Origin of the sequence: Dankookia sp. GCM10030260 (genome assembly GCF_042666655.1) — a bacterium.
GTDB lineage: Bacteria > Pseudomonadota > Alphaproteobacteria > Acetobacterales > Acetobacteraceae > Paracraurococcus.
Genome location: NZ_JBHTDE010000002.1, coordinates 412,021 through 437,157 on the forward strand (window position 1 = coordinate 412,021; position 25,137 = coordinate 437,157).

A 25,137-nucleotide genomic window follows, 5' to 3' on the forward strand; every position below is an offset into this window, starting at 1 on the left:
GGACATCCGGCCTGGATCGCGCTTGGCTAGTGCCAAAGCGCGACAGAGTCATCCTCGCGCGAGACGGAGGAAGTCCATGCGCCATTACGCCGCCTCGGGCCGGCCCCGCTTGTCGCAGGTGTCCCGGTGACGGCAACCGCGCTCACCAGCCTTTTCCGCGCGCGTTCCGTTGCGTTGGTGGGCGCCACCGACCGGTCCATCTGGTCGACCGCGGCTTTTGCCAATTTCGAACGTATCGGCTTCACCGGCCAAGTTTATCCAGTGAACCGCAAGGGCGGCGTGGTGCATGGCCTGCCCTCGGCGACCTCTTGCGCCGCGATCGGCGAGCCGGTGGATGCCGCGCTGCTAATGGTGCCGGAAGGCGCCATCGCCGAGGCCTTCGCCGACCTGAACGCCGCCGGCATCCGCAATGCCGTGGTGCTGACCTCGGGCTTCGCCGAGGTCGGCGCGGAGGGCGCGGCGAAACAGGATGCGCTGCTGGCGGCGGCGCGGGCCGAGGGGGTGACGTTGCTCGGCCCGAACTGCCTCGGCTTCATCAACTACGCCGACCGCGTACCGATCTGGACCACGCAGCCGCCCATGCCGGTGATCCAGGGCGGGTCGATCGGCGTGGTCTCGCAGAGCGGCGCCACCGCCGGCTTCATCGCCGCCTTCGCCCAGCGCCAGGGCATCGGCCTGTCCTACCAGGTTTCCACTGGCAACGAGGCCGACGTGAGCGTCGCCCGGGTGGTGGATTTCCTGGTAGACGACCCGGCGACGACCGTCATCGGCCTGTTCCTGGAAACCGTGCACGATGCCGCGCTGCTCGCCGCCGCGGCGCGCCGGGCACTGCTGGCCGACAAGCCGATCGTCGCCATCAAGATCGGCGCCAGCGAGACGGCGGCGCGTGCGGCAGAGGCGCATACCGGATCTTTGGTCGGCGATGACCGTGTCTTCGATGCGGTCTGCCGCCAGCTTGGCATCATCCGCGTCGCATCGATCGAGGATCTGGTCTTCACTGCCGCATTGCTGGCGCGACTCGGCCATGTGCGCGACCGGCGGGCCGGCTTGGTTTCCATCTCCGGCGGGGTCTGCGAGATGGCCGCCGATCAGGCGGAGGCCGCCGGCGTCGCGGTGCCGTCACTGGCGCCGACGACGCAGGATGCGCTGCGTCAGGTCCTGCCGGCCTTCGGCACGCCGAACAACCCGCTGGACGTGACCGGCGGGGCGATGCTCGATGCCTCGATCTTCGCCCGCAGCCTGCCGGCTTTCGGCGCCGACCCGTCCATAGGCCTGGTCGCCTGCTTCATGGACGTGCCCGACACGCCGGAGGAGATCGCGGGCTACCGCGGCGGCATCGTACGGCAGATCGGCGCAGGTTTTGCAGCCTCGGCCTGTCCCACGCTCATGCTCAGCGTGCTGTCGCGGCCTGTGACCGAAGCGGGCCGGGCGCTGCTGGCGGAGACCGGGATCACCTATCTCGGCAGCGGCGTGCAGCACGGGCTCGGCGCCATCGGCCGTGCCTTCACCTGGGCCGAGCGGCAGGAGCGCGGCGTGCCGGCACCGCCTGCCGTACCGGCACGAGCGACCGAGCGGCCGACCAGCGAGCACGCGACGCTGGCTTTCCTCGGCGCGCGGGGCGTGCCGGTGGTGCCGCTGACCCTGGCATGCAGCGCGGCGGAAGCGGTGGCGGCGGCGCAGGCGCTGGGCGGGCCGGTGGTGCTGAAGATTGCCTCTCCCGACATCGCGCATAAATCCGATATCGGCGGCGTGCTGCTGAACCTGGAGGGTGCGGAGGTAGTGGCCGCTGGATACGACCGTATCCTGGCCAGCGTCCGCGCCGCAAAGCCCGACGCCGCGATAGACGGCGTACTCGTCGGGCCGATGCGGGCGGGCGGTAGCGTCGAGCTGTTTGTCGGCACGCTGCGCGACCCGCTCTGGGGCCCGGCCATAGCGGTCGGCCTCGGCGGCATCTGGGTGGAGGCGCTGCGCGACACCGCCATCCGCCTGCTACCGGTCACGCCCGACGAGGTGTTGGATATGTTTGCCGAATTGCGCGGTACCAAGCTGCTGGACGGCTACCGCGGCACGCCGGGCATCGACCGGCGGGCGGCGGCGGAGGCGGTGGCGCGCATCGGCGATGCGGCGCTTGCCCTTGGGCCCGCGCTCGCCTCGCTGGAGGTGAACCCGCTGCGCGCCACGGCGGCGGGTGCCGAGGCGCTCGATGCGCTGGCCATCTGGAACGAGGAGGCCTGAGATGGACGCCGACCGCATCCCCGTCATCGTCGGCGCCGGCGAGGTCGCCGAACGCCCGGCCGATGTGCTGCAGGCGCGCGAACCCGCTGACCTGATGGCCGAGGCGCTGCGCCGCGCCGCGGACGATGCCGGCGCGCCGGACCTGCTGGCGGCGCTCGACAGCCTAGACATCGTCAACTCCGTCTCCTGGCCCTACGGCGACCTGCCGGCAGCGCTGGTGCGCTTCCTGGGCGTGCAGCCGCGGCGCCTGGTCTATGGCCCGGTCGGCGGCGAGAGCCCGGTGCGGCACATGCACGAAGCGGCCAACCGCATCGCCCGCTGCGAGAGCGCGGTCGCGGCGGTGGTGGGTGGTGAGGCGACGCATGCGGTCGGCCAAGCGCAGAAGCAGGGCGTGACGCTGCCCTGGACCACGCCCGACCCGAACTGGACGCGGACGCGCGGGCGCGACTTCCTGCACCCGATGGCGGTGCGGTTGGGCGTCGCCGATCCTGTCTCGGTCTATCCCTTCTACGAGAATGCGGTGGAGGCCTTCCTCGGCCAGACCCCGGCGGAGGGCCAGGCGGAATCGGCCGCGCTGTGGTCCGCCTTCTCCGGCGTCGCCGCACGCAACCCGGCGGCCTGGCTGAAGCGCGAATACACGCCGGAGGAGATCGGCACGCCGGGGCCCGCCAACCGTCCGATCGCCTATCCCTATACCAAGCTGCAGGTCGCCAACCCGATGGTGAACCAGGGCGGCGCCATCCTGCTCTGCAGCCTGGCCAAGGCGCGCGCGGCGGGGGTGCCGGAGGATCGGATGATCCATCTCTGGGCCGGCGCCGCGGCGGTGGAGCCGCGCGACTACCTGGCGCGCGACAACTACCACGAAAGCCACGCGCAGAACGCCGTGCTGGATGCGTGCCGAGTGATCGCCGAGGCCGAGGGCGCCAGCTTCGAGAGCTGCGAGCTGTACAGCTGCTTCCCCTGCGTGCCGAAGATGGCGGCCCGACGGCTGGGCCTGCCGCGTGGCATGGCGCCGACCACGACCGGTGGCCTGACCTTCTTCGGCGCGCCGCTGAACAACTACATGACGCATGCCGCGGCCGGCATGGTGCGGGCGCTGCGGGAGAAGCCGGGCAGCGCCGCGCTGCTCTACGGCCAGGGCGAGTTCGTCACCAAGCACCACGCAGTGGTGCTGGCCAGCCGCCCGCCGCAGGCGTTCCGCCTGCCGCAGGACTATTCCGTGCAGGCGAAAGCCGACGGCCGCCGCGGCCCGGTGCCCGCCTTCGCGGTGGAGGCGGCAGGCGAGGCGACGATCGAGACCTTCACCGTGCTGCACGACCGCGACGGCGCGCCGCACCATGGCGTGGTGATCCTGCGCACCGCCGATGGCGGCCGGACCTTCGGCCGCGTGCCGGGTCGGGAGGCGGACACCATCGCCCTGCTGAAGCGCCTCGACCGCACGCCGATCGGCACGCCCGGCACGCTGCGCCGTGCCACGGATGGATTGCAGGATTGGAGCCCCAACTGATGACCGAGGCTGTCCTTTTCGAGGTGGTCGAGGCGCATATCGCCCTCGTCACCATCAACCGGCCGGAGGCGCGCAACGCCGTCAACGCCGCCGTCGCCGCCGGGATCGAGGCGGCGGTCGAGCGGGCGGAGCAGGACCCCGACCTCTGGGCGGTGATCCTCACCGGTGCCGGGCCGCACGCCTTTTGCGCCGGTGCCGACCTGAAGGAAGTTTCGAAGGGCACGGCGGCCGGCCTCTCGACCGAGAAGGGCGGCTTCGGCGGCTTCGTCCGGGCGCAGCGCACCAAGCTGTGGATCGCTGCGGCGCAGGGCCATGCGCTGGCAGGCGGGCTGGAGTTGCTGCTGGCCTGCGACCTGGCGGTGGCGGCGGAGACGGCCAATCTCGGCCTGCCAGAAGTGAAGCGCAGCCTGGTCGCCGGCGCCGGCGGCGTCTTCCGCCTGCCGCGGGCGTTGCCCAAGGCGATCGCGCTGCAGATGATCGCCACCGGCGAGCCCATCCCGGCCGCGCGTGCGGCGCAATTCGGGCTGATCAACGCCGCGGTGCCGGCCGACCAAGTGGTGGCGACCGCGCTTGATCTCGCGCGCCGGGTCTGCGCGAATGCGCCGATCGCGGTCAAGGAAAGCCTCGGCATCGCCCGCCGCGCCGCCGACCTGCCCGAGGCCGAGCTGTGGACGCTGTGCCGCGAGGCCGGTCTGCGCGTGCGCGCCACCGAGGATTTCCAGGAAGGCCCGCGCGCCTTCGTCGAGAAGCGCGCGCCGAATTGGGTTGGCAGGTAGGAGCAGGACGATGGCTGGTAAATTGGACGGCAAGGTCGCGCTGGTCTCGGGCTCCGGGCGCGGCATCGGGCGGCAGATCGCGCTGAAGCTGGCGAGCGAGGGCGCCCGCGTGGTGGTCAACGACCTCGACGACGGTCCCGGCAACGAGACGGTGGCGGAGCTCCGCGCGATGGGCGCCGAGGCAATCGCCTGCAACGGCGACGTGACGCAGGAGGGCTTCGCCGAACGCTTCGTCGCGGCCGGGATCGACACCTGGGGCGGGCTCGACATCATCGTCAACAATGCCGGCTATACCTGGGACAACGTCATCCAGAAGATGACGGACGAGCAGTGGCACGCCATCCTCAACGTCCACCTGACCGCGCCCTTCCGCATCATGCGCGCGGCGCAGCGCTTCATCCGCGAAGCCGCGCGGCAGGAAGCAAGCGAGGGCCGCGAGGTCTTCCGCAAGGTGGTGAACATCTCCTCCACCTCGGGCGTCTTCGGCAATGCCGGACAGGCCAACTACTCCACCGCCAAGGCCGGCATCCAGGGCCTGACGCGGGCGATGGCGAAGGAGTGGGGCCGCTACAAGGTCAACGTGAACGCCGTCGCCTTCGGTCTGATCATGACGCGGCTGACCGAGGCGCCGGCGCATGGCGGTGCCACCATCGACATCTCCGGGCGGGAGATCGCGGTCGGCGTGCGGCCGGAAGTGTTGCAGACCGCGGAGAAGCTGATTCCGCTGGGACGCGGCGGCCGGCCGGAGGAAGCGGCGGGGTCGGTCTACCTGTTCTGCATTCCGGAATCGAACTACGTCACCGGCCAGACGCTGGTCGTCGCCGGCGGGCGTCCGTGACAGGGACGGTCCTCATCGCCGGCGCGCTCGGCTTGGTCGGCCGGGCGGCGCTGGCGGAGTACCAGGCCGCCGGGTGGGACATCGTCGCGCTCGCCCGGCGCAAGCCGGAATTCGACAGCACGGCGCGGTTCCTCTCGGTCGACCTGACGGACGCGGCAGCCTGCCGCGCGGCGCTGTCGCCGCTGCGCGGCGTCACCCGCATCGTCTACGGCGCGCTGTTCGAGAAGCCGGAACTAGGCAAGGGCTGGCTGGAGGCCGACCAGATCGCCACCAATGCGGCGATGCTGCGGAACCTGATGGAGGCGGTGGAGCCGGGCAATCCGGGCCTGCGGCATGTCTCGCTGCTGCAGGGGACAAAGGCCTATGGCGTGCATCTCGGCCAGATGCCGATCCCCGGCAAGGAAAGCGCACCGCGCCATATCCACCCGAATTTCTATTGGGCTCAGGAGGACCTTATCCGTGAGCACCAGGCGCGTGCGGGCTGGGCCTTCACCATCTTCCGGCCGCAGGCACTGGTCGGCTTCGCGCTCGGCAGCGCCATGAACATGCTGTCGGCGATCGGCGCCTATGCCGCGATCAGCCGCGAGCTCGGCGTGCCGCTGGTCTGGCCTGGTGCCGGCGCGCGCTACACGGAAGCGACCGATGTCCGCATCCTCGCCCGCGCCATGCGCTGGGCGGCCGAGACGGAGGCCGCGGCGAACCGCACCTTCAACGTCACCAATGGCGACGTCTTCCTCTGGCAGGACCTGTTCCCGCTGGTGGCGAAGCGCTTCGGGATGGAACTGGGCGCGCCGCACCCGATGTTACTCGCCGTGCTGATGGCGGACAAGGGCCCGGTCTGGCAGCGCATCGCCGAAAGAAACCAGCTGGCGCCCTGGTCGCTGGACCAGCTCATCGGCGGGTCCTGGCAATTCGCCGATTTCGCCTTCGCCCGGCCGGGTCAGGCGGCCTCGATCCTCTCGACCATCGCCATCCGCCAAGCCGGCTTCGCCGACTGCATCGACAGCGCGGAGATGCTGGACTGGTGGCTGGCCGACCTGCAGCGCCGCCGCATCCTGCCCGCATAGGATCCCGATCGTGGCCACACCGCGTCCGCTCTACCGTGCCGCCGACCTCGCCCGGCTGCTGAACCCGCGGAGCATCGCGATCATCGGCGCTTCGGAGCGCGCCGGGTCCTTCGGCGAGCGCACACAGCAGAACCTGTCGCAGTTCCAGGGCCGGGTGCATCTGGTGAATGCGCGATACCAGACGCTGGGCAGTTTGCCCTGTCATCCCTCCATCGCCGCGCTGCCGGAGGTGCCGGACATCGCCGTGATTGCGGCGCCGTTGGAGGCGGTGGAGGGGCTCGTGCGGGACTGTGTCGCCACCGGCGTCGGCGCTGCGATCCTCTATGCCGCCGGCTTCGCCGAGACCGGCCGGGAGGACCGCATCGCCCTGCAGGCGCGCATCGCCGCGGTCGCGCGGGAAGGCGGGGTGCGGCTGGTCGGGCCGAACTGCATCGGCATGCTGGACTATGCCTGCGGCGCCACCATCAGCTTCGCGGCGGTGCCGCGGCCGGCGGTGACGCCGGGCCGCGCCGCGGTCGGCGTCGCGGGAAGCCGTGCCGTCGCGGTCGTCAGCCAGTCCGGCAATCTCGGCTTCGCCTTGGCGCAAGGCGTGGAGCGTGGCATCGCCATCAGCCGCGTGCTGGCCTGCGGCAACTCGGCGGATGTCGATGTGGCGGATGGCGTCGCCGCCCTGGCCGAGGACCCGGCCTGCGCCGCCATCGCCTGCGTCTTCGAGGGCATGGCCGACCCGATGCGGCTGGTGCAGGCGGCGGAGATCGCCTGGGCCGCCGACAAGCCGCTGGTGGTCTACAAGCTCGCCACCGGCGAACAGGGCGCGGCCGCGGCGCTGTCGCATACCGGCTCGCTTGCCGGGTCGGATGCGGCCTACCGCGCCGCGTTCGGCCGCGCCGGCGTGGTGCTGGTCGAGAATTTCGACGCGCTGCTGGAAACGGCGGCCTTCCTCGCCAAAGCGCCGGCCTGCCGCGCGCCCGGCATCGCGGTCGTCTCCACTTCCGGCGGCGCGGCGATCATGGCGGCCGACAAGGCGGAGGTGCATGGCGTGCTGCTGCCGCAGCCGGGCCCGGCGGCGAAGGCCGTGCTGGATGCGCGCATCCCGGAATTTGGTTCCGCCCGCAACCCCGTCGACATCACCGCGCAGGTGCTGAACGACCCGGAATCGCTGCGCGCCTGCGCCGACGCGCTCTGCGCCGACCCGGCCTATGGCGCGGTGGTGCTGCCGAACGGCTATGCCTATGACTTCGCCACGCCGCGATTCGCCCTGCTGGGGGAGTTGGCGGCGCAGCACGGCAAGGCTGCGGCGGTGGTCTGGCTGACCGAATGGCTGGAAGGCCCGGGTGCGAAGGCGGCGGAGGCCAATCCGCAGGTGGGCGTGTTCCGCTCGATGGACCGCTGCTTCGCGGCGTTGGCCGCATGGCAGGCGCGCGCGGCGCGGCGCGCGGCGGGGCCGGGCAATACTACGCACTTGGCGGCACCGGAAGCTGCGGCGCGGGCGGCAGCGCTGCTGGATGCTGCCGGCAGCACCACGCTGACGGAGCGTGAGGCCAAGGCCGTGTTCGCCGCCTATGGCGTACCAGTGGTGGGTGAGACGCTGGTCCTCGATGCCGAGGCCGCGGTGGCCGCCGCCGAGGCGTCCGGCTTTCCCGTGGTGCTGAAGGTCGAATCGCCCGACATCCCGCACAAGACCGAAGCCGGCGCCATCCGCCTTGGCCTGCGCGACGCCGCTGCGGTGCGGGATGGCTTCGCCATCATCATGGCGAATGCCGCCGGCGCGGTGCCTGGCGCGCGCATCAGCGGCGTGCTGGTGCAGCCGATGGTGCCGCAGGGTCTCGAGATCGTTGTCGGCGCGCGGCGCGACCCGTTGTTCGGACCGATGGTGGTGGTCGGCCTCGGCGGCATCTTCGTCGAGTTGCTGCGCGACAGCGCCACGGCGCTCGCCCCGGTCGGCGAGGATGACGCCCGTGCCATGCTGCGACGCCTGCGGGGCCAGCGGCTGCTGGAGGGGTTTCGCGGGATGCCGGCCGTCGACCAGGAGGCCCTGGTGGAGGTCATCCGGCGCGTCTCCGAACTCGCCGCGGACCAGCGCGACCGCATCGTGGAGATCGACGTGAACCCGCTGATCTGCGCCGGCGACCGCATCCTCGCGGTGGATGGGCTGATCGTCAGGGGCTAGGTCGTGAGGATGATCTTGCCTGTCACCTGCCTCGCCAGCAGCAGGTCCAGCGCCTCCGCCGCCCGGTGCAGCGGCCAGACATGGGCGATCGCCGGCTTCAGCGCGCCGGTGGCGATCCAGTCGAACAACTGCGCCATCAGCGCGCGGTTGGCCTCCGGCTCGCGCTTCACATGTGTGCCGTAGAGCACGCCGAGGATGCCGCAGCCTTTGAGCAGAGCGAGGTTCAGCGGGATGCGTGGGATGTCACCGGCAGCGAATCCCACCACCAGATAGCGCCCGCCCCAGGCGATGGAGCGCAGGGCAGGTTCGGCATAGGGGCCGCCGACCGCGTCGAACACCACCTCCATGCCGGTGGGCGCCAGCGCCTTGATCCGGTCCCGCCAATTATCAGCCGTGTAGTCCACAACAGCCTCCGCACCGGCCGCCAGGCAGGCGGCGTGCTTGGACGGAGAGGCTGCGGCGATCACTCTGGCGCCCATGATGCGCGCGACCTGCAGTGCCGCCATGCCCGCGCCGCCGGCGGCGCCCAGCACCAGCACCATCTCGTCCGACTGCAAGGCAGCGCGGTCGCGCAGCGCATGCAGCACTGTGCCATAGGCATAGGATAGCGAGGCGGCTGTCACCACATCGACATGGTCCGGCAGCACGACGACATTCTCGGTCGGCGCGCAGGCCAGTTCGGCGAAGCCGCCATGGCCGCACATCGCCAATACGCGGGTGCCGGGGTCGGGGCCGGTGACGCCCTCGCCCAGCGCCTCGATCGTCCCGGCCACCTCGCCGCCGGGGGCGAAGGGGAAGGGTGGCCTGGCTTGGTAGCGGCCCTGGATGATCAGCGTGTCAGGGAAGTTCACCGCTGCCGCTGCGACGCGGATCAGCACCTCGCCCCGGCCGGGAAGCGGCGCAGGGGCCTCGCTCAGGGCAAGTATGGAGGGCGGTCCGAACTCCCGGCACAGCACAGCCTTCATGCGCATCTCCTCCGTCCCGCAGGCAGCTTGCCGCGCCGGACGCGCTGAGTCACGCTGGTCGCCGAATACGACCGGCCCAAGGGAAGAACGCCATGGACTTCGCCTATACCGAAAAGGTCGAGCAGCTGCGCGCCCGCCTACTGGCCTTTTTCGATGACCACATCCACCCGAACGAGCATCTCTACCACCACCAGATCGATGCCGCGGCGGACCGCTGGCAGCCGGTGCCGATCATTGAGGAGCTGAAGCCCAAGGCGCGCGCCGCCGGGCTGTGGAACCTCTTCCTGCCGGAAAGCGACCTCGGCGCCGGTCTGACCAACCTGGAATACGCCCCGCTGGCGGAGATCATGGGCCGTGTGCCCTGGTCGTCGGAAGTCTTCAATTGCTCCGCGCCCGATACCGGCAACATGGAGACCATCCACCGCTACGGCTCTGAAGCGCACAAGCAGCGCTGGCTGACGCCGTTGCTGGAAGGCGAGATCCGCTCCTGCTTCAGCATGACGGAACCTGATGTCGCGTCGTCCGACGCCACAAACATCCAGACCCGCATCACCCGCGACGGCGGCCACTATGTGATCAACGGCCGCAAGTGGTGGTCCTCGGGCGCCGGGGACCCGCGCTGCGCGATCTTCATCGTCATGGGCAAGACCGCGCCGGACAGCCCGGACAAGTACCGCCAGCAATCGATGATCCTGGTGCCGCGCGAGACGCCCGGCCTCAACATCAAGCGCATGCTGCCGGTCTTCGGCTTCGACGACGCGCCACACGGTCATGCCGAGATCGTCTTCGACAATGTCCGCGTGCCAGTCGAGAACATCCTGCTCGGCGAGGGCCGCGGCTTCGAGATCGCCCAAGGCCGCCTGGGCCCGGGACGCATCCATCATTGCATGCGCGCCATCGGCCTGGCGGAACGCTCGCTGGAATTCATGTGCAAGCGCTCGCTCGAGCGCAAGCCCTTCGGCAAGCCGCTGGCCGAGCAGGGCGTGACGATCGAACGTATCGCCAAGTCGCGCATCCTGATCGACCAGGCCCGGCTGCTGACGCTGCATGCCGCCTGGCGCATGGACACGGTGGGCAACAAGGAAGCCCGCAAGGAGATCGCCGAGATCAAGGTGGCCGCACCTGAGATGGCCTGCCAGGTGGTGGACTGGGCGATCCAGGCGCATGGCGCCGGCGGCGTGACCGAGGACTTCCAGCTCGCCTATTTCTACAAGATCGCCCGTACCTTGCGCATCGTTGACGGGCCAGACGAGGTGCATCGCTTCCAGCTCGGCCGGATGGAGCTGGCGAAGTACAAGCCGGCGCGGGGCGAGGCGGTACGGGCGGCGGAGTAGCCATGTCCGGCATCCCCGAATTGGTGCCGGTCCTCGACCGGCACCGCTTCGACGAGGCGGCGCTGGCGCGGCATCTCGGGCCGCATCTGCCGGGCTTCGACGATCCGATCGAGGTCCGGCAGTTCCAGGGCGGCCAGTCCAACCCCACTTTCCACATCGCCACCAGCGCCGGCGACTACGTTCTGCGCAAGAAGCCGCCCGGTAAGCTGCTGCCGCGGGCGCATGCGGTGGAGCGGGAATACCGCATCATCCGCGCGCTGCAGGGCAGCGACGTCCCCGTGCCGCGCGCCCGCATCCTGGTCGAGGATGCGGCGGTCATCGGCACGCCCTTCTTCGTCATGGACCATGTCCCGGGCCGCATCTTCTTCGACCGTGTGCCGCTCGCAGCGCCGCCGGCCGACCGGGCCACGATCTATGCCGACATGGCCCGCGTGCTGGCGGCGCTGCACAAGGTCGATTGGCGCGCCGCGGGGCTGGAGGGCTTCGGCCGGCCGGAAGGCTATATGCCGCGGCAGATCGACCTCTGGATCCGCCAATGGGAGGCGGTGAAGGTCGAGGAGATGCCGGTGATGGACCGGCTCGGCGCCTGGCTCGCAGGCCATGTCCCGCCGGATGAGCCCGCGACCATCGCACACGGCGACTTCCGGCTTGGCAACCTCATCATCCATCCGACCGAGCCGCGTATCGTCGCGGTGCTGGACTGGGAATTGGCGACGATCGGGCATCCGCTGGCCGATCTCGGCTATTGCTGCCTGACCTATGATTTTGCGCCGGGACCTGATGGGGTGACCGGCGTCGCCGGGATGGACCTCACCGGCACCGGCATCCCGGATGAGACGGATTTCGTCGCCCGGTACAGCGCGCTGATAGGACGGCCGGTGCCGCTGGCGCTGGATGTCTTCAAGGCCTTCTCGATGTTCCGCCTTGCCTCGATCGTCGCCGGCGTCTGGCGGCGGGCGCTGGACGGGAATGCCTCCGATCCGCGGGCGATCGGCTATCGTCACCGCTACCACGACATGGCGGAGCGGGCCTGGGCGATCGTGCAGCGGATCGACCCCGCGGCCTGAGGCCGCTGGACCGCGGGGCGCCGGCAGGCGAGGTTGCGGCCGATCAAGGCAACCGGACGGGCGCATGGACCAGGCAGCGACACCCACCCAAGACATACCGGCCGGCTTCGTGCCGGCGACCCATGGCGGCCCCTATGCGCAGGAGCTGGGGCCCTTCTGGTCGCACCGTGCCGCGGACCACACCGCGCTCGGCGTCCGGGTGGCGCATCGGCATAGCAATTCGATGGGCGGCGCGCATGGCGGCTTCGTCGCCACGCTGGCCGATCTGGCGCTGGTGCATGCGGTGGCGGTGGCGCGGGAGAAAGCCGGGCTGCCGCGCGCCGGGCTGGCAACGGTGAACCTCTCGATCGACTTCATCGGCCCGCCGAAGGAAGGCTGCTGGCTGGAAGTGCGGGCGGAGGTGACGCGTATGGGTCGCAGCCTGGCCTTCACCGAGGGCACCATGCTGGCAGACGGAAAGCGCGTGGCCCGCGTCAGCGGCGTCTTCGCCATGAAGGAACGGAAATAAGGGGGGCAGTGGTGGGCGCTGTAGGGCTCGAACCTACGACCCGCTGATTAAGAGTCAGCTGCTCTACCAACTGAGCTAAGCGCCCGCCGTGACGTCGACCGCGGTCTCCGTCCGGGAGGCGCCTTTTAACGCCCGCCAGCGCTTTGTCCACCCCCTATTTTGCGGCCGGGCCGCCGTGCTACCCCGGTGGCCTCACCGGAAGCAGGCAGGTCGGCGGCATGAACGCGATTCCGAATTTCTCCGACCTCGCCTTCCCGCAGCCGACGCGCGAAAGCCTGGCCGATGATTACGCCGCCATTGGCGCATTGCTGGATGCCGGCGACCTCGCCGCGGCCCTTGCCGCCTGGGATGGCCAGCGGCGCGCCTATGACAGCTGGGCGTCGCTGGTGCATCTGCGCTTCTCGCAGGACACTACCAGCGCGGCGGCCAAGGCGGCGCGGGAATATGCCGACGTGCTCTCCCCGGTGGCGACGGCGCACGAGACCACGCTGAAGCGCCGGCTGCTGGCCCTGCCGGACCGCGCCGCGCTGGAAGCCGCGACCGGCGGCTTCGCGCTGCGGCTCTGGGAGATGGACATTACCACCTTTGAGCCGGCGATCGCGACCGACCTCGAGGAGGAATCGCGCCTCGGCGCCCGCTACACCGAAATCCTGGCATCGGCGAAGCTGGAGATCGGCGGGCAGGTGGTGAACCTCTCGGGCCTCGCCCCTTATGCCGAGGACCCGGACCGCGCTGTCCGCCATCAGGCGGAGGCGCTGCGCTGGGGCTTCTTCGCCGACCATGGCGCCGAGCTCGACGCGATCTATGACGATCTGGTCCGGCTGCGGCACGGCATGGCGCGCAAGCTGGGCTTCGAAAGCTACATTCCGCTTGGCTACCGCCGCATGCGCCGCACCGACTATGACGACGCCGATGTGGCGCGCTATCGTGACGAAGTGGCGACACATGTCGTGCCGCTGGTGGCGAGGCTGCTAGAACGGCGCCGGCGTGAGCAGGGCTGGGACGTGCTGCGCTATTGGGACGAGGCGCTGGTCGATCCGGCCGGCAACCCCAAGCCGATCGGCGACCACGATACGCTCTGCGTCCAAGCGCGCACCATGTTCGACCGGATGGACCCGCGCCTCGGCGCCTTCTGGCGCTTCATGGAGGAGGGCGGCTTCACCGACCTGAAAAACCGCCCCGGTAAGGCGGGCGGCGGCTTCTGCACCAGCTTCCCGAGCCTCGGCGCGCCCTTCATCTTCGCCAATTTCAACGGCACGCACCATGATATCGGCGTCTTCACGCATGAGATGGGGCATGCTTTCCAGAATTGGGAAAGCCGCTTCCAGCCCGGCATCGACTACCTCTGGCCAACCATGGAAGCTGCCGAGATCCACTCCATGTCGCTGGAATTCCTGACCCACCCGCATATGGGCCGATTGGTCGGGGAAAGCGCGGCGGAGCGTTTCCGGCGGATGCACCTGGAGACCTCGCTCGCCTTCCTGCCTTATGGCGTCTGCGTCGACCATTTCCAGCATGAGGTCTATGCGAAGCCGGAGGCGACCCCGGCCGAGCGGCATGCCATCTGGCAGCGGCTGGAGCGGCGCTACATGCCCTGGACCGATTACGGCGACCTCGCCTACCCCGCGATTGGCGGCCGCTGGCAGGCCAAGGCGCATATCTACCGTTCGCCCTTCTACTACATCGACTACACCCTGGCGCTCTGCTGCGCCCTGCAGTTCTGGGTGCGGTCGCGGCAAGATCCCGCGGGGGCACTGGCCGATTACGTCGCGCTGTGCGGCCGTGGTGGCTCGGCACCCTTCACGGGCCTGGTCGCCTCGGCAGGGCTGGCCTCGCCCTTCGCGCCGGGAGCGCTGGAGGCGGTGGTGCGGGAGGCAGAGGCGGTGCTTGCGTCGTAGCCAAACACCGCCGCGCGCAATTCCGCGGCGCGCGCGAGGCGTGGCGGACAGGCGGCAAATTCCGCCGCGGAGCAGGCAGGCTTGCCGCAACTCAGGCACATGTCCATCGCGTCCGGCACGGTGTCGATGACATTGCGGCGGATGAAGTCGCGGATCCGGTCGAGGCCCATACTGCGCATCCCGTCGTACAGCCGGCATCGTCGCGGTCGCGCTGACTGACCACCTTGCGGCGGCGCAAAGCACTGGTCACGTCACAGCGAGGCGTCAAATGGCCAAAAAGAAGCCCGCTAAGCCGTTGGCCTAGCGGGCGAAAGTCAACAGGGAGGCTTCACGTCTGGGAGACGAAGGGGTTCGAGGCACAGCCCCGAGTTACCCTGACCGGCCAAGTGAGCCGGACGAAGGGGAGCCTATCCTTCCTATTGCCATGCCGGTTTGGTCAAACCGGCCATCACCCATGCGCAGCTTGCATATCAGTTGTTCCCGGTCAGTTCCGCGATCAGGAAGTCGCGGAAGACCGAAACCCGCTTCGAATGGCGCATTTCCTCCGGATAGACGAAATACGCGTCCAGCCGCGGTGCTTTCAGCTCCGGCAGCACCTGCAGCAGCCCGTCCAGTTCCGCGCCCATGTAGTCAGGCAGGGCCGCCAGGCCGAGCCCACTCTGCACCGCCCGGAGCATCCCCGTCAGGCTGTTGACCTCGACCGCGGCGCGACGCGGCGCGCCGGGACGCCGGCCGGCCTCGCTCAGCCAGTTTACCTCATCGATTGGCGGCCGGTGGTCGCCCCAGACGATCAGCCGATGGGCGTCGAGATCCTCTGCCCGTTGCGGCATGCCGGCGGACTTCAGATAGGCCGGCGCGCCGCAGACCCGCCAGCCGAAGCTGGCCAGGTGCCGCTGGATGAGATCGGGCTGCCGCGGCGGATGCATGCGGATGGCCACGTCGGCCTCCCGCATCGCCAGATCCAGGTCGCTATCGTCCAGCAGCACCGTGACGCTGACATCGGGGTAAATCTGCAGGAAGCGCGACAGGCGGGGCGCCAGCCAGGTGCTGCCGAAGCCTGTGGTGCTGGTGATCTTCAGCCGCCCAGCAGGGCGCTCGCGGCTTTCGGTCAGCAGCGCCTCGGTCATCGCCAACTTGGCGAAGACCTCGCGCACCGTCCGGTTCAGCGTCTCGCCCGGCTCGGTCAGGATCAGGCCGCGGGCATGCCGGTGGAACAGCGGTACCTGCAGCGCTTCCTCCAGCGCCTGGATCTGGCGCGACACGGCGGATTGGCTGAGGTTCAGCGTCTCCCCCGCATGGGTGAAGGAGCCAGCCTCGGCAACCGCGTGGAAGACCCGCAGCTTGTCCCAGTCGAGCGGCATCTCAGGCTCAGGTCCAGGCTTCGATGGCGGCGGCGTCGTCCGGCATGTGGGCCAACCACTTCTCCGCCTCCAGCGCCGCCATGCAGCCGGTGCCGGCAGCGGTAACCGCCTGGCGGTAGATGCGGTCCTGCACGTCGCCGGCGGCGAAGACGCCGGGGATATTGGTGCGGGTGCTGCCAGGCTCGGTCACCACATAGCCCTCCGCATCCATGCCGACCTGGCCACGGAACAGCGCGGTGGCGGGGTCGTGGCCGATGGCGACGAAGACCCCGTCGAAAGGCAGTTCCGTAACCTCGGCGGTCTTGCTGTTGCGGGTGCGGATGCCGCGGAGTGCACGGAAGCGTCCCTCGGTCGCCAGCATCTCCTCGACCACCGTGTCCCAGAGCACGGTGACGTTCGGCTTGGCGAAGAGCCGGTCCTGCAGGATGCGTTCGGCGCGGAAGCCGTCCCGGCGGTGGATCACGGTGACGCTCTTCGCCAGGTTCGAGAGGTACAGCGCCTCCTCCACCGCGGTGTTGCCGCCGCCGATGACGGCGACGTCCTTGCCGCGGAAGAAGAAGCCGTCGCAGGTAGCGCAGGCGGAGACGCCGAAGCCCGAAAGCTCTTTCTCCCCCGGAATGCCGAGCCAACGGGCCTGGGCGCCGGTGGCGATGACTAGGCTCTCGGCCAGGTAGATGTCGCCCGAGTCGCCCTCCGCCCGGACCGGCTTGGCGGCGAGGTCGATGCTGGTCACCACGTCCTGGATGATCGTGGTGCCACAATGCTCGGCCTGGGTCTTGAACTGATCCATCAGCCAGGGGCCTTGGATCGGCTCGGCGAAGCCGGGATAGTTCTCGACCTCGGTGGTGATGGTTAGCTGCCCGCCGGGCTGCATGCCGGCAACCAGCAAGGGCTTCAGCCCGGCGCGTGCGGCATAGATCGCCGCGGTATAGCCGGCGGGGCCGGCGCCGAGGATGAGAAGGCGCGTACGGTGGGTCTTGGGCAAGGCTCGATTCCCGGCAATCAGGGCGAAACGACCATATTTGTCGCTGGTGGGGCAGCCACAAGCACAAGCCTTGCGGCGCGGCCAGTCAGCAATGATATTGCGCCCAGAGCCAGTTCACGGCAACGAATCATGAAAGCATGACTGCGGAACCCGACGCATCCCTCGACGAGGTGGACCGCCAGATCCTGGCGGAACTGCAATCCGATGGCCGGATGACCAATGTGGAGCTGGCCCGCCGGGTCGGCCTCTCGGCGCCACCCTGTCTTCGCCGTGTCCGCCGGCTGGAGGAGGAGCGCATCATCCGCGGCTACCACGCCGATCTCGACCCGGTGGCCCTGGGCTACGAGATCACATTCTTCGCCCTGGTCGGGCTGGAAAGCCAGAAGGAGGCGATGTTGAGCGCCTTCGAGCATCGGGTGCGCGGCTGGCCGGAGGTGCGGGAGTGCCACATGATCCGTGGCGGCGGCGACTTCCTGCTGCGCCTGGTTGCGCGGGACACGGCACATGAGAATGTGCTGACCTCCCGGCTGACGGCGGCCGACGAGGTGGCGCGGGTGCAGACCCTGCAGACCATCCGCACCTCGAAGGACGAGGCCGGGGTACCGATCGCCCTGTAGTGCCGGGAAGGATTCCAGCGATATTCCTGCGGCAGGCTGCCCGGCCGCCGCGGGGCGTGTCCCGCTGGCGCCGATGATGCCGGAAGCCTCCATGCCCGACTTGCCCGCCCGATCGCCGACCGAGGCACGGCTCGACGCCGCAGCTCGCCACGCCGGCGATCTATGGCTGCCCGACCATCCCTATTTCGACGCGGCCGAGGCTGGGTTCGCGCCGCTCTGGCCGATCATCGAGCCCTTCCTGCAAGAGGCGGATTTCACCAGCGTGCTCGACCTCGCCACCGGTCGGGGGCGGAATGCGCAGAAGCTGCTGCCGCTGGCCGGGCGGCTGACGCTGGTCGACATCCGGCCGGAAAACATCGCCTTCTGCCGTCGGCGCTTCGCCAACGACCCGCGCATCACCTACATCGCCAACACCGGCTACGACCTGCGCGACGTGCCGGATGCCAGCGTGACACTGTTCTACAGTTTCGACGCCATGGTGCATTTCGACAGCGACGTGGTGCGTGCCTACCTGGCCGAGGCCCGCCGGGTCATGGTGCCGGGCGCGCGGGCCTTCCTGCACCATTCCAACCACACCGGCGGCGAGGACTGGATGCTGGCACCGCACTGCCGCAACTTCATGTCGAAGGCGCTGTTCGCGCACTATGCCCGGAAGGAAGGCCTGACGGTGCTGCGGCAGGACGTGCTGGATTGGGGCGGGGTGGCCGCCCTCGACTGCCTCAGCCTGCTGCGGCGGGACTGACCCGGGCACCTACCCGCGGCGCACCACGTATTGCCCGGCTTCGAGCGCCGCGACGATCGCATTGCCCTGGATTATGTCGCGCACCTCAACCATCAGCTCCAGCTCGGCGCTCTGCACCGAGGGCGCCGCGAACAGCCGCTGGTGGCTGACCTCGATGACGTTGCCGCCGGCCGCCGCCACCCGCGTGGCGATGTCCGCCAGCACGCCGGGGCGGTCGGGGATGTCGAGGTGCAGGCGCAGGATGCGGCCATCCCGCAGCAGGTTGCGCAGCAGCACATTGGCCAGGATGCGGGCATCGATATTGCCGCCGCAGACCACGGTGCCGACCGACTTGCCGGCGAAGCGGTCCGGGAAGGTCAGGATCGCCGCCAGGCCGGCCGCACCCGCGCCTTCGGCCACGACCTTGGCGCCTTCGGCCAGCAGCGCGATGGCCTGCTCCACCGCGCGTTCCGGCACCACCAGCACCTCGACCCCCATCTGCCGCAGCAATGCCAGCGGCAACTCGCCCACGTCGCGCACCGCGATGCCCTCGGCGATGGTCGGGCCGCCGACGGCGACCGGCCGGCCGGCCAGGCGCTGCGCCATGGCGGGATAGCCCTCGACCTCGACGCCATAGACCGGCAGGCCGGGGCGCAACTCCCGCGCCGCCGCGGCGCAGCCGGTCAGCAGCCCGCCGCCGCCGACGGGGAAGACCAGCGCGTCGAGGGCCGGCGCATCCTCGAGCATCTCCAGCACCATGGTGCCCTGGCCGGCGATGACGCCGGGATCATCGTAGGGGTGAATGAATGTCAGGCCGTCGCGCAATGCCAGTTCATGTGCATGAGCCGCCGATTCGGCCAGGGTCTCGCCGTGAAGCACCACCCGGGCGCCCCAGCCCTCGGTGCGGACCACCTTGGTCACCGGGGTGAATTTCGGCATGACGATGGTCGCCGCGATCCCGGCCAGCGCGGCATGCCGCGCCACCGCCTGGGCATGGTTGCCGGCCGACATTGCGACGACGCCGGCCGCGCGTTCGCGCGCCGTCAGCAGGGCGATGCGGTTCGCTGCCCCGCGTTCCTTGAAGGCGCCGGTTGCCTGCAGGTTGTCGAGCTTGAGGAAGACCCGGGCCCCGCTCGCCTGGGAAACGGCATGGGAGGGCAGGGTCGGGGTGCGTAGGATGGCGCCTTCGATGCGCGCCGCCGCGGCCCTGACATCGGCAAGGGTGACGGAGATGGGCGCAATGGTGCCGTCCTTGGCCAGGGCGCGCAGGGGCAAGAATAGAGTCCTCAGCGACGGTTCAACGTGGAACGCCGCCTATAGACCCATTCTGCCGCCCGGGCGAAGCGCCTTGCTGCGTCGCAGCAAAAAGGCCTAGCGGAAGGCCACCGCGGTGATCTCGTAGGCCCGGGCGCCGCCCGGGGCAGGGACCTCGACGCTATCGCCCACTTTCTTGCCGATCAACGCCTTGGCAAGCGGCGAAGAGATCGAGATCGAATTGACTTTCATGTCGGCCTCATGCGCGCCGACGATGCGGTAGGTCTTCTCCTCTTCCGTCTCCTCGTCGAGCACGGTGACACGGGCGCCGAACTTCACTTGGTCGCCGGACAGCTTGGAGACGTCGATCACCTCCGCCGCCGGGATGATGGTCTCCAACTCCATGATGCGGCCCTCGATGAAGGACTGCTTCTCCCGCGCCGCATGGTATTCGGCATTCTCGGAGAGGTCGCCATGCGCCCGCGCCTCGGCGATCGCACGAATTACCGCCGGGCGTTCCTCGACGCGCAGCAGCTTCAGTTCCTCTTCAAGCCTCGCCAGACCTTCCGCGGTCATGGGGAACTTCTGCACGGCAAGCCCTTCCTTCGAGCAACGTCAGGCGAAGTCTGCGCGGTTCGCCCACCTGAATGCGACCAAAACTTTTTTCGCCCATCCGGCACCTTTACCAGCCGGCACTTGCCGTCGGGCGGTGGCGGCGAGATCCGGACGGCCGAGGGAAACCAAGCGGGCAGAGCCTTGGTTCCGTGCCAACGGACGCTGCCGTAGAATTGCAGACCCGGCGGATCGCGCCGAAATCCACCGCCGTCCGATCAGAAAGCGCGTGTAAAATAAGACTGCAACGGCGCCACATCAAGGGTGCCGGCCCGGAGCGCGGCAATCGCGTGCACCGCCGCCCGGGCGCCGGCTGCCGTGGTGTAATGCGGCACGCCCTGGGTCAGGGCGGAGCGGCGGATATCGAAGCTATCCGAGACCGACTGCCCGCCGCCGGTGGTGTTGATCACCAGCTGGATCTCGCCCGACTTGATGGCATCGACGCAGTGTGGCCGGCCTTCCAGCACCTTGTTGATGATCTCGCAGGCGAGCCCTGCATCGCGGATGCGCGCCGCAGTGCCGCGAGTTGCGAGTACCGTGAAGCCCATGTCGATCAGCCGCCGCGCCAGCACCGCTGCCGCCGGCTTGTCGCTTTCCTTGACCGAGATGAAGGCGGTGCCCGCCAGGGGCAGCTTCACCCCGGCGCCGAGCTGGGCCTTGGCGAAGGCGCGCTCGAAACTGGTGTCGAGGCCCATGACCTCACCGGTCGACTTCATCTCCGGGCCGAGGATGACATCGACATTGGGGAAACGGTTGAAGGGGAAGACGGCTTCCTTGACCGCGACATGCCGATAGACCGCCTCGTCATCCAGGCCGAATTCGGAAAGCTTTGCACCAGCCATAACCTGGGCGCCGATCTTGGCCACCGGCACGCCGGTCGCCTTGGCGACGAAGGGCGCGGTACGGGAGGCGCGGGGATTGACCTCCAGCACATAGATCTCGCCGTCCTTCACCGCATACTGCACGTTCATCAGGCCGACGACCTTGAGCGCCCGGGCCATCGCCTCGGTCTCCGCCTTCAGCTCGGTGACGATGGCGGGCGGCAACGAATAGGGCGGCAGGGAGCAGGCGCTGTCGCCGGAATGGATGCCGGCTTCCTCGATATGCTCCATGACCCCGGCGACATAGACCTGGCCATCGGCATCGGCGATGCAGTCCACATCGACCTCGATCGCATCGGCCAGGTACTGGTCGATCAGGATCGGGTTCTCGCCGGAGACCTTCACCGCCTCGATGCCGAAACGGCGGAGCTGCTCGGCGTTGTAGGCGATCTCCATGGCGCGGCCGCCGAGGACGTAGGACGGTCGCACGACCACCGGGTAGCCGATGCGCGCGGCCTCAATCACGGCCTCGTCGAGGTTGCGGGCGGTGCCGTTCTGCGGCTGCTTCAGGCCGAGCCCCTTCAGCAGGTGCTGGAAGCGCTCGCGGTCCTCGGCGATGTCGATCGCCTCCGCGCTGGTGCCGAGGATGGGGATGCCCGCCCGGTGCAGCGCCTGGGAGAGCTTGAGGGGGGTCTGCCCGCCATACTGCACGATGCAGCCGAGCAGCGTGCCGTTCTCCTGTTCCTTCCGCAGCAGCGCCAGCACGTCCTCGCCGGTCAGCGGCTCGAAATAGAGGCGGTCGGAGGTGTCGTAGTCGGTGCTCACCGTCTCCGGATTGCAGTTGACCATGATGGTCTCGAAGCCGGCATCCTTCAGCGCGTAGCAGGCATGAACGCAGCAATAGTCGAATTCGATGCCCTGGCCGATGCGGTTGGGCCCGCCGCCGAGGATGACGATCTTCCGCTTGTCCGTGGGCCGTGATTCGCAATCCGGCGTGCCAAAGCCGCCTTCGTAGGTCGAGTACATGTAGGGGGTGTCCGAGGCGAACTCGCCGGCGCAGGTGTCGATGCGCTTGTAGACCGGCACCACGCCGAGCTTCAGGCGCGTCGCCTCGACCGCCGTCTCCGCCTGGCCGGAAAGCTGCCCGAGCCGCTTGTCGGAGAAGCCGAGCGCCTTCAGCCGGCGCAACCCGGTCGCGGTCCTCGGCAGGCCTTCGGCCTGCACCGCGCGTTCGGCGGCGACGATCTTCTCGACCTCGCGCAGGAACCAGGGATCGAATTTGCAGGCCTCGTGGATCTCCTCGACCGAGACACCGGCGCGCATCGCCTGGGCCGCCATCAGGATGCGGTCGGGCGTCGGCGTCGCCAGCGCGGCGTGGAAGGCCTGGGCGCTGCCGTCCCCGGGGGCCGCGACCTCGTCGAGGCCGGAATAGCCGGTCTCCAGGGAGCGCAGGCCCTTCTGCAAGGCTTCCGCGAAGGAGCGGCCGATCGCCATCGCCTCACCGACCGACTTCATGCTGGTGGTCAGCGTCGCCGGGGTGCCGGGGAATTTCTCGAAGGTGAAGCGCGGGATCTTGACGACGACATAATCGATCGTCGGCTCGAAGCTGGCCGGCGTCACCATGGTGATGTCGTTCTTCAGCTCGTCCAGCGTATAGCCGACCGCCAGCTTGGCCGCGATCTTGGCGATCGGGAAACCGGTCGCCTTGGAGGCCAGCGCCGAGGAGCGGCTGACCCGCGGGTTCATCTCGATCACCACCATGCGGCCGTCCGCCGGGTTGATGCCGAACTGCACGTTCGACCCGCCGGTATCGACGCCGATCTCGCGGAGGCAGGCGATGCTGGCATCGCGCATCCGCTGGTATTCCTTGTCCGTCAGGGTCAAGGCCGGGGCGATGGTCACGCTGTCGCCGGTGTGGACGCCCATCGCATCCAGGTTCTCGATCGAGCAGATGATGATGCAGTTGTCCGCGCTGTCGCGGACCACCTCCATCTCGTACTCCTTCCAGCCCAGCACGCTCTCCTCGACCAGCACCTCATTGGTCATCGAGGCGTCGAGGCCGGCGGTGACGATCTGCTCGAATTCCTCCCGGTTATAGGCGATGCCGCCGCCCGTGCCGCCGAGGGTGAAGCTTGGCCGGATGACGCAGGGCAGCTTGACGAGGTCGAGCGCGGCGCGGGCCTCCTCCATGGTATGGGCGATGGCGCTGCGCGGGCTCTCGATGCCGATCTTGGTCATCGCATCACGGAATTTCAGCCGGTCCTCGGCCTTGTCGATCACCTCGGCCTTGGCGCCGATCAGTTCGCAACCGTATTTCGCCAGCACCCCGGCCTCGGCCAGCTTCAGCGAGGTGTTCAGCGCGGTTTGCCCGCCCATGGTCGGCAGCAGCGCGTCGGGGCGTTCCTTGGCGATGATCTTCTCGACCATCTCCACCGTGATCGGCTCGATATAGGTGGCATCCGCAAGGCCCGGGTCGGTCATGATCGTCGCGGGGTTGGAGTTCACCAGGATGACCCGGTAGCCCTCCGCCCGCAGCGCCTTGCAGGCCTGGGCGCCGGAATAGTCGAACTCGCAGGCCTGGCCGATGACGATCGGGCCGGCGCCGATGATGAGGATGGACTTGATGTCGGTGCGCTTCGGCATGGGGGCATTCCGGTCGTCAGCGTGAAACAGGGGCGCAGTCGGGCGACTGGCAGGATTCTGGCGTCGCGGCGGCGACGTGGGCTGCCGGCAGGGCAGGGCGCATCATCCCCGCTGCTCCTCCCGCCGCGCCGCCAGCAGCAGCGGCGGCAGCAGCGCATGGCTGGCCAGGATGAGCAGGACGGAGGGGAGCGGCTCCCCCGGCGAGGCATAGGCGGCGCTGATCGTGTTAAAGACGAGGCTGAGGCCGAAGGCACGCCAGGCCGCCTGGCGCGGCGGTGCCATCCGTTTCATCAGCATGGCCAGCAGGGCCAGCGAAAGCCCGGTCCAGGACAGCGCCAGCAGCGCGATGAAGACCAGCGTCATGCCGTGCGTCCTTGCATCGCCAATTTCATCGCCAGCAGCCCGAGCGCGGCACCCAGCACCCATCGCTGTGCCGCCAGCCAGGCGGGGCGGGTACCGAGGAAGCGGGCGGTGGCCGCCGCACCCCAGACCAGGATCGCATCGAAGGCCGTGCAGACGACGATTTGGATGGCGCCGAGCAGTGCCGCCTGCAGGAAGACGTGGCCGGCCGTGGCATCGATGAACGGCGGCAGCACTGCCATGTAGAACAGCGCGACCTTGGGGTTCAGCGCCGCCGTGGCGAAGCCGACTGCGAAGAGCCGCGCCGCTGGTTCCCGCGGCATCGGCCGGGGCGCGAACAGCGGCTGGCCGCCCGGCCGCAGGCATTGCCAGGCGAGGAACAGCAGATAGGCCGCGCCGCCGAGACGCAGCACGTCCCAGGCATAGGGCACCGCCATCAGCGCCGCGGTGATGCCGGCCGCGGCCGCCAGCATGATCGCCAGCGACCCCGCCTGGCAGCCAACGAGCGAGACCATGCCTGCCCCCGTGCCCTGCGCCAGCGAGCGGGAGACGAGGTAGAGCATGTTCGGCCCCGGCGTCAGCGCGAGGCCGAGCGACAGGGCGGCGAAGACCAGCAGCGTCTCGGCGGCAGGCATGGCTCAGCCGTTGACGGAAAATCCGCCATCCACCGGAATGGCGACGCCGGTGATAAAGGCGCTGGCGTCCGAGCCGAGGAAGGCGGCGATGCCCTCGAAATCGGCCGGGTCGCCCCAGCGGCCCTTCGGCGTACGGGCCATGACGTTGTCGTTCAGCCCGGCCATGTCGCTACGCGCCTTGCGGGTCAGGTCGGTGTCGATCCAGCCCGGCAGCAGACAGTTCACCGTGATGCCGTCCGGGCCCCAGGCCACCGCCATCGACTTGGTCATCTGCACCACGCCGCCCTTGGAGGCGCCATAGGCCGCATGGAAGGGCAGGCCGAAGATCGACAGCATCGAGCCGTTGTTGATCACTCGCCCATGGCCACCCGCCTTCAGGTGCGGATGCGCCGCCTTGCTGGCCAGCATCGCGCTGGTCAGGTTCGTCGCGATTACCTTGTGCCAGTCTGCCAGGTCATAGACTTCCGGCCGGTTGCGAATGTTGATCCCGGCATTGTTGAGCAGGATGTCCAGCCGGCCGAAGCGGGCGACGCAGGCGGCCACCATGGCGTTGACGCTGGCCTCGTCGGTCACGTCGACCAGCGTGCTATCCGCCTCGGCGCCCAGCGCACGAAGCTCGGCCACCGCCGCCGCGTTCTTCTCCGGATTGCGGCCGGCGACCATCACCGCCGCGCCGGCCTTGGCCAGGCCTCGTGCCAGGCCGAGCCCGATGCCGCCGTTGCCGCCGGTGACGAGCCCGATGCGCCCCTTCAGATCGAACATG

The 25,137-nt window shown here is 69.3% G+C and carries 21 protein-coding genes and 1 tRNA gene; 12 read left to right on the plus strand and 10 right to left on the minus strand.

Annotated features, from left to right (window positions below; genetic code table 11):
* Positions 1 to 126: 126 nt before the first annotated feature.
* From ACFQS7_RS08400 to ACFQS7_RS08425, 6 genes are read left to right on the plus strand one after another with little or no spacing between them, the layout of a single operon-like run.
* Positions 127 to 2,235 carry an acetate--CoA ligase family protein gene (locus tag ACFQS7_RS08400; RefSeq protein WP_380066593.1) on the plus strand — a complete coding sequence of 703 codons (2,109 nt, stop codon included), beginning with the start codon at positions 127 to 129 and terminating at the stop codon, positions 2,233 to 2,235.
* A 1-nt stretch (position 2,236) separates the two neighbouring features.
* On the plus strand, positions 2,237 to 3,742 hold the full coding sequence (locus ACFQS7_RS08405; protein WP_380066594.1) for an acetyl-CoA acetyltransferase: 1,506 nt from the start codon (positions 2,237 to 2,239) through the stop codon (positions 3,740 to 3,742).
* Positions 3,742 to 4,518 carry an enoyl-CoA hydratase-related protein gene (locus ACFQS7_RS08410; protein WP_380066595.1) on the plus strand — a complete coding sequence of 259 codons (777 nt, stop codon included), beginning with the start codon at positions 3,742 to 3,744 and terminating at the stop codon, positions 4,516 to 4,518. Before ACFQS7_RS08405 ends, ACFQS7_RS08410 begins: the two co-directional genes overlap by 1 nt.
* A 10-nt stretch (positions 4,519 to 4,528) precedes the next feature.
* On the plus strand, positions 4,529 to 5,356 hold the full coding sequence (locus tag ACFQS7_RS08415) for an SDR family NAD(P)-dependent oxidoreductase (protein ID WP_380066596.1): 828 nt from the start codon (positions 4,529 to 4,531) through the stop codon (positions 5,354 to 5,356).
* Positions 5,353 to 6,423: an SDR family oxidoreductase gene (locus ACFQS7_RS08420; RefSeq protein WP_380066597.1), complete on the plus strand. Its 1,071-nt coding sequence runs from the start codon at positions 5,353 to 5,355 to the stop codon at positions 6,421 to 6,423. The genes ACFQS7_RS08415 and ACFQS7_RS08420 overlap by 4 nt, the downstream gene beginning before the upstream one ends.
* Positions 6,424 to 6,433: 10 nt before the next feature.
* Positions 6,434 to 8,593 (plus strand): acetate--CoA ligase family protein, encoded by a 2,160-nt coding sequence (locus ACFQS7_RS08425; RefSeq protein WP_380066598.1) that lies wholly within the window; start codon positions 6,434 to 6,436, stop codon positions 8,591 to 8,593.
* Here the strand turns inward: ACFQS7_RS08425 and ACFQS7_RS08430 are convergent.
* Positions 8,590 to 9,558: an NADPH:quinone oxidoreductase family protein gene (locus ACFQS7_RS08430; protein ID WP_380066599.1), complete on the minus strand. Its 969-nt coding sequence runs from the start codon at positions 9,556 to 9,558 to the stop codon at positions 8,590 to 8,592. The two genes, ACFQS7_RS08425 and ACFQS7_RS08430, sit on opposite strands and share 4 nt — an antisense overlap.
* Before the next feature lie 92 nt (positions 9,559 to 9,650).
* On the opposite strand from ACFQS7_RS08430, the gene ACFQS7_RS08435 reads away from it, so the two are divergent.
* From ACFQS7_RS08435 to ACFQS7_RS08445, 3 genes are all read left to right on the plus strand, one after another.
* Positions 9,651 to 10,892, plus strand: coding sequence for an acyl-CoA dehydrogenase family protein (locus ACFQS7_RS08435; protein WP_380066600.1), 1,242 nt, complete (start codon positions 9,651 to 9,653; stop codon positions 10,890 to 10,892).
* Positions 10,893 to 10,894: 2 nt separating this feature from the next.
* Positions 10,895 to 11,959 carry a phosphotransferase family protein gene (locus ACFQS7_RS08440; protein WP_380066601.1) on the plus strand — a complete coding sequence of 355 codons (1,065 nt, stop codon included), beginning with the start codon at positions 10,895 to 10,897 and terminating at the stop codon, positions 11,957 to 11,959.
* Between the two features lie 64 nt (positions 11,960 to 12,023).
* Positions 12,024 to 12,467 carry a PaaI family thioesterase gene (locus ACFQS7_RS08445; RefSeq protein WP_380066602.1) on the plus strand — a complete coding sequence of 148 codons (444 nt, stop codon included), beginning with the start codon at positions 12,024 to 12,026 and terminating at the stop codon, positions 12,465 to 12,467.
* 9 nt (positions 12,468 to 12,476) lie between these two features.
* Here ACFQS7_RS08445 and ACFQS7_RS08450 read toward each other — a convergent pair.
* Positions 12,477 to 12,552, minus strand: a tRNA-Lys gene (locus ACFQS7_RS08450).
* 133 nt (positions 12,553 to 12,685) lie between these two features.
* Here ACFQS7_RS08450 and ACFQS7_RS08455 point away from each other — a divergent pair.
* Positions 12,686 to 14,365: a M3 family oligoendopeptidase gene (locus ACFQS7_RS08455; protein WP_380066603.1), complete on the plus strand. Its 1,680-nt coding sequence runs from the start codon at positions 12,686 to 12,688 to the stop codon at positions 14,363 to 14,365.
* A 470-nt stretch (positions 14,366 to 14,835) separates the two neighbouring features.
* Here the strand turns inward: ACFQS7_RS08455 and ACFQS7_RS08460 are convergent, their stop codons facing one another.
* Together ACFQS7_RS08460 and trxB are read right to left on the minus strand one after the other, a co-directional pair.
* Positions 14,836 to 15,726 carry a LysR family transcriptional regulator gene (locus ACFQS7_RS08460; RefSeq protein WP_380066604.1) on the minus strand — a complete coding sequence of 297 codons (891 nt, stop codon included), beginning with the start codon at positions 15,724 to 15,726 and terminating at the stop codon, positions 14,836 to 14,838.
* A 7-nt stretch (positions 15,727 to 15,733) separates the two neighbouring features.
* A complete protein-coding gene (trxB, locus tag ACFQS7_RS08465) occupies positions 15,734 to 16,711 on the minus strand; it encodes a thioredoxin-disulfide reductase (RefSeq protein ID WP_380066605.1) in 978 nt (325 codons plus the stop codon).
* A 137-nt stretch (positions 16,712 to 16,848) separates the two neighbouring features.
* Between trxB and ACFQS7_RS08470 the strand changes: the two genes are divergently transcribed.
* Positions 16,849 to 17,328 carry an Lrp/AsnC family transcriptional regulator gene (locus ACFQS7_RS08470; protein WP_380066606.1) on the plus strand — a complete coding sequence of 160 codons (480 nt, stop codon included), beginning with the start codon at positions 16,849 to 16,851 and terminating at the stop codon, positions 17,326 to 17,328.
* Between the two features lie 91 nt (positions 17,329 to 17,419).
* On the plus strand, positions 17,420 to 18,070 hold the full coding sequence (locus ACFQS7_RS08475) for a class I SAM-dependent methyltransferase (protein WP_380066607.1): 651 nt from the start codon (positions 17,420 to 17,422) through the stop codon (positions 18,068 to 18,070).
* Positions 18,071 to 18,079: 9 nt separating this feature from the next.
* On the opposite strand, the gene ACFQS7_RS08480 is transcribed toward ACFQS7_RS08475, so the two are convergent.
* The 6 genes from ACFQS7_RS08480 to ACFQS7_RS08505 all read right to left on the minus strand — a co-directional run bounded on the left by ACFQS7_RS08480 (position 18,080) and on the right by ACFQS7_RS08505 (position 25,136).
* Positions 18,080 to 19,324, minus strand: coding sequence for a threonine ammonia-lyase (locus tag ACFQS7_RS08480; RefSeq protein ID WP_380066608.1), 1,245 nt, complete (start codon positions 19,322 to 19,324; stop codon positions 18,080 to 18,082).
* Between the two features lie 96 nt (positions 19,325 to 19,420).
* Positions 19,421 to 19,894, minus strand: a complete 474-nt coding sequence (gene greA / locus ACFQS7_RS08485; protein WP_380066609.1) for a transcription elongation factor GreA — start codon at positions 19,892 to 19,894, stop codon at positions 19,421 to 19,423.
* Between the two features lie 239 nt (positions 19,895 to 20,133).
* The gene (carB, locus tag ACFQS7_RS08490; RefSeq protein WP_380066610.1) at positions 20,134 to 23,379 is read right to left on the minus strand and encodes a carbamoyl-phosphate synthase large subunit; all 3,246 of its coding nucleotides are present in this window, start codon (positions 23,377 to 23,379) and stop codon (positions 20,134 to 20,136) included.
* 102 nt (positions 23,380 to 23,481) lie between these two features.
* Positions 23,482 to 23,742 carry a hypothetical protein gene (locus tag ACFQS7_RS08495; protein ID WP_380066611.1) on the minus strand — a complete coding sequence of 87 codons (261 nt, stop codon included), beginning with the start codon at positions 23,740 to 23,742 and terminating at the stop codon, positions 23,482 to 23,484.
* Positions 23,739 to 24,374 (minus strand): LysE family translocator, encoded by a 636-nt coding sequence (locus tag ACFQS7_RS08500; protein WP_380066612.1) that lies wholly within the window; start codon positions 24,372 to 24,374, stop codon positions 23,739 to 23,741. The genes ACFQS7_RS08495 and ACFQS7_RS08500 overlap by 4 nt, the downstream gene beginning before the upstream one ends.
* 3 nt (positions 24,375 to 24,377) lie before the next feature.
* On the minus strand, positions 24,378 to 25,136 hold the full coding sequence (locus tag ACFQS7_RS08505) for an SDR family NAD(P)-dependent oxidoreductase (protein ID WP_380066613.1): 759 nt from the start codon (positions 25,134 to 25,136) through the stop codon (positions 24,378 to 24,380).
* Position 25,137 lies beyond the last annotated feature (1 nt).

Excerpts from the sequence above, each read along its gene's own strand:
- ACFQS7_RS08405 (WP_380066594.1), top strand. The coding sequence starts at position 2,237 with ATGGACGCCGACCGCATCCCCGTCATCGTCGGCGCCGGCGAGGTCGCC.
- ACFQS7_RS08410 (WP_380066595.1), top strand. The coding sequence starts at position 3,742 with ATGACCGAGGCTGTCCTTTTCGAGGTGGTCGAGGCGCATATCGCCCTC.
- ACFQS7_RS08415 (WP_380066596.1), top strand. The coding sequence starts at position 4,529 with ATGGCTGGTAAATTGGACGGCAAGGTCGCGCTGGTCTCGGGCTCCGGG.
- ACFQS7_RS08430 (WP_380066599.1), bottom strand. The coding sequence starts at position 9,558 with ATGAAGGCTGTGCTGTGCCGGGAGTTCGGACCGCCCTCCATACTTGCC.
- ACFQS7_RS08435 (WP_380066600.1), top strand. The coding sequence starts at position 9,651 with ATGGACTTCGCCTATACCGAAAAGGTCGAGCAGCTGCGCGCCCGCCTA.
- ACFQS7_RS08440 (WP_380066601.1), top strand. The coding sequence starts at position 10,895 with ATGTCCGGCATCCCCGAATTGGTGCCGGTCCTCGACCGGCACCGCTTC.
- ACFQS7_RS08445 (WP_380066602.1), top strand. The coding sequence starts at position 12,024 with ATGGACCAGGCAGCGACACCCACCCAAGACATACCGGCCGGCTTCGTG.
- ACFQS7_RS08455 (WP_380066603.1), top strand. The coding sequence starts at position 12,686 with ATGAACGCGATTCCGAATTTCTCCGACCTCGCCTTCCCGCAGCCGACG.
- ACFQS7_RS08460 (WP_380066604.1), bottom strand. The coding sequence starts at position 15,726 with ATGCCGCTCGACTGGGACAAGCTGCGGGTCTTCCACGCGGTTGCCGAG.
- ACFQS7_RS08470 (WP_380066606.1), top strand. The coding sequence starts at position 16,849 with ATGACTGCGGAACCCGACGCATCCCTCGACGAGGTGGACCGCCAGATC.
- ACFQS7_RS08475 (WP_380066607.1), top strand. The coding sequence starts at position 17,420 with ATGCCCGACTTGCCCGCCCGATCGCCGACCGAGGCACGGCTCGACGCC.
- carB (WP_380066610.1), bottom strand. The coding sequence starts at position 23,379 with ATGCCGAAGCGCACCGACATCAAGTCCATCCTCATCATCGGCGCCGGC.
- ACFQS7_RS08495 (WP_380066611.1), bottom strand. The coding sequence starts at position 23,742 with ATGACGCTGGTCTTCATCGCGCTGCTGGCGCTGTCCTGGACCGGGCTT.
- ACFQS7_RS08500 (WP_380066612.1), bottom strand. The coding sequence starts at position 24,374 with ATGCCTGCCGCCGAGACGCTGCTGGTCTTCGCCGCCCTGTCGCTCGGC.
- ACFQS7_RS08505 (WP_380066613.1), bottom strand. The coding sequence starts at position 25,136 with ATGTTCGATCTGAAGGGGCGCATCGGGCTCGTCACCGGCGGCAACGGC.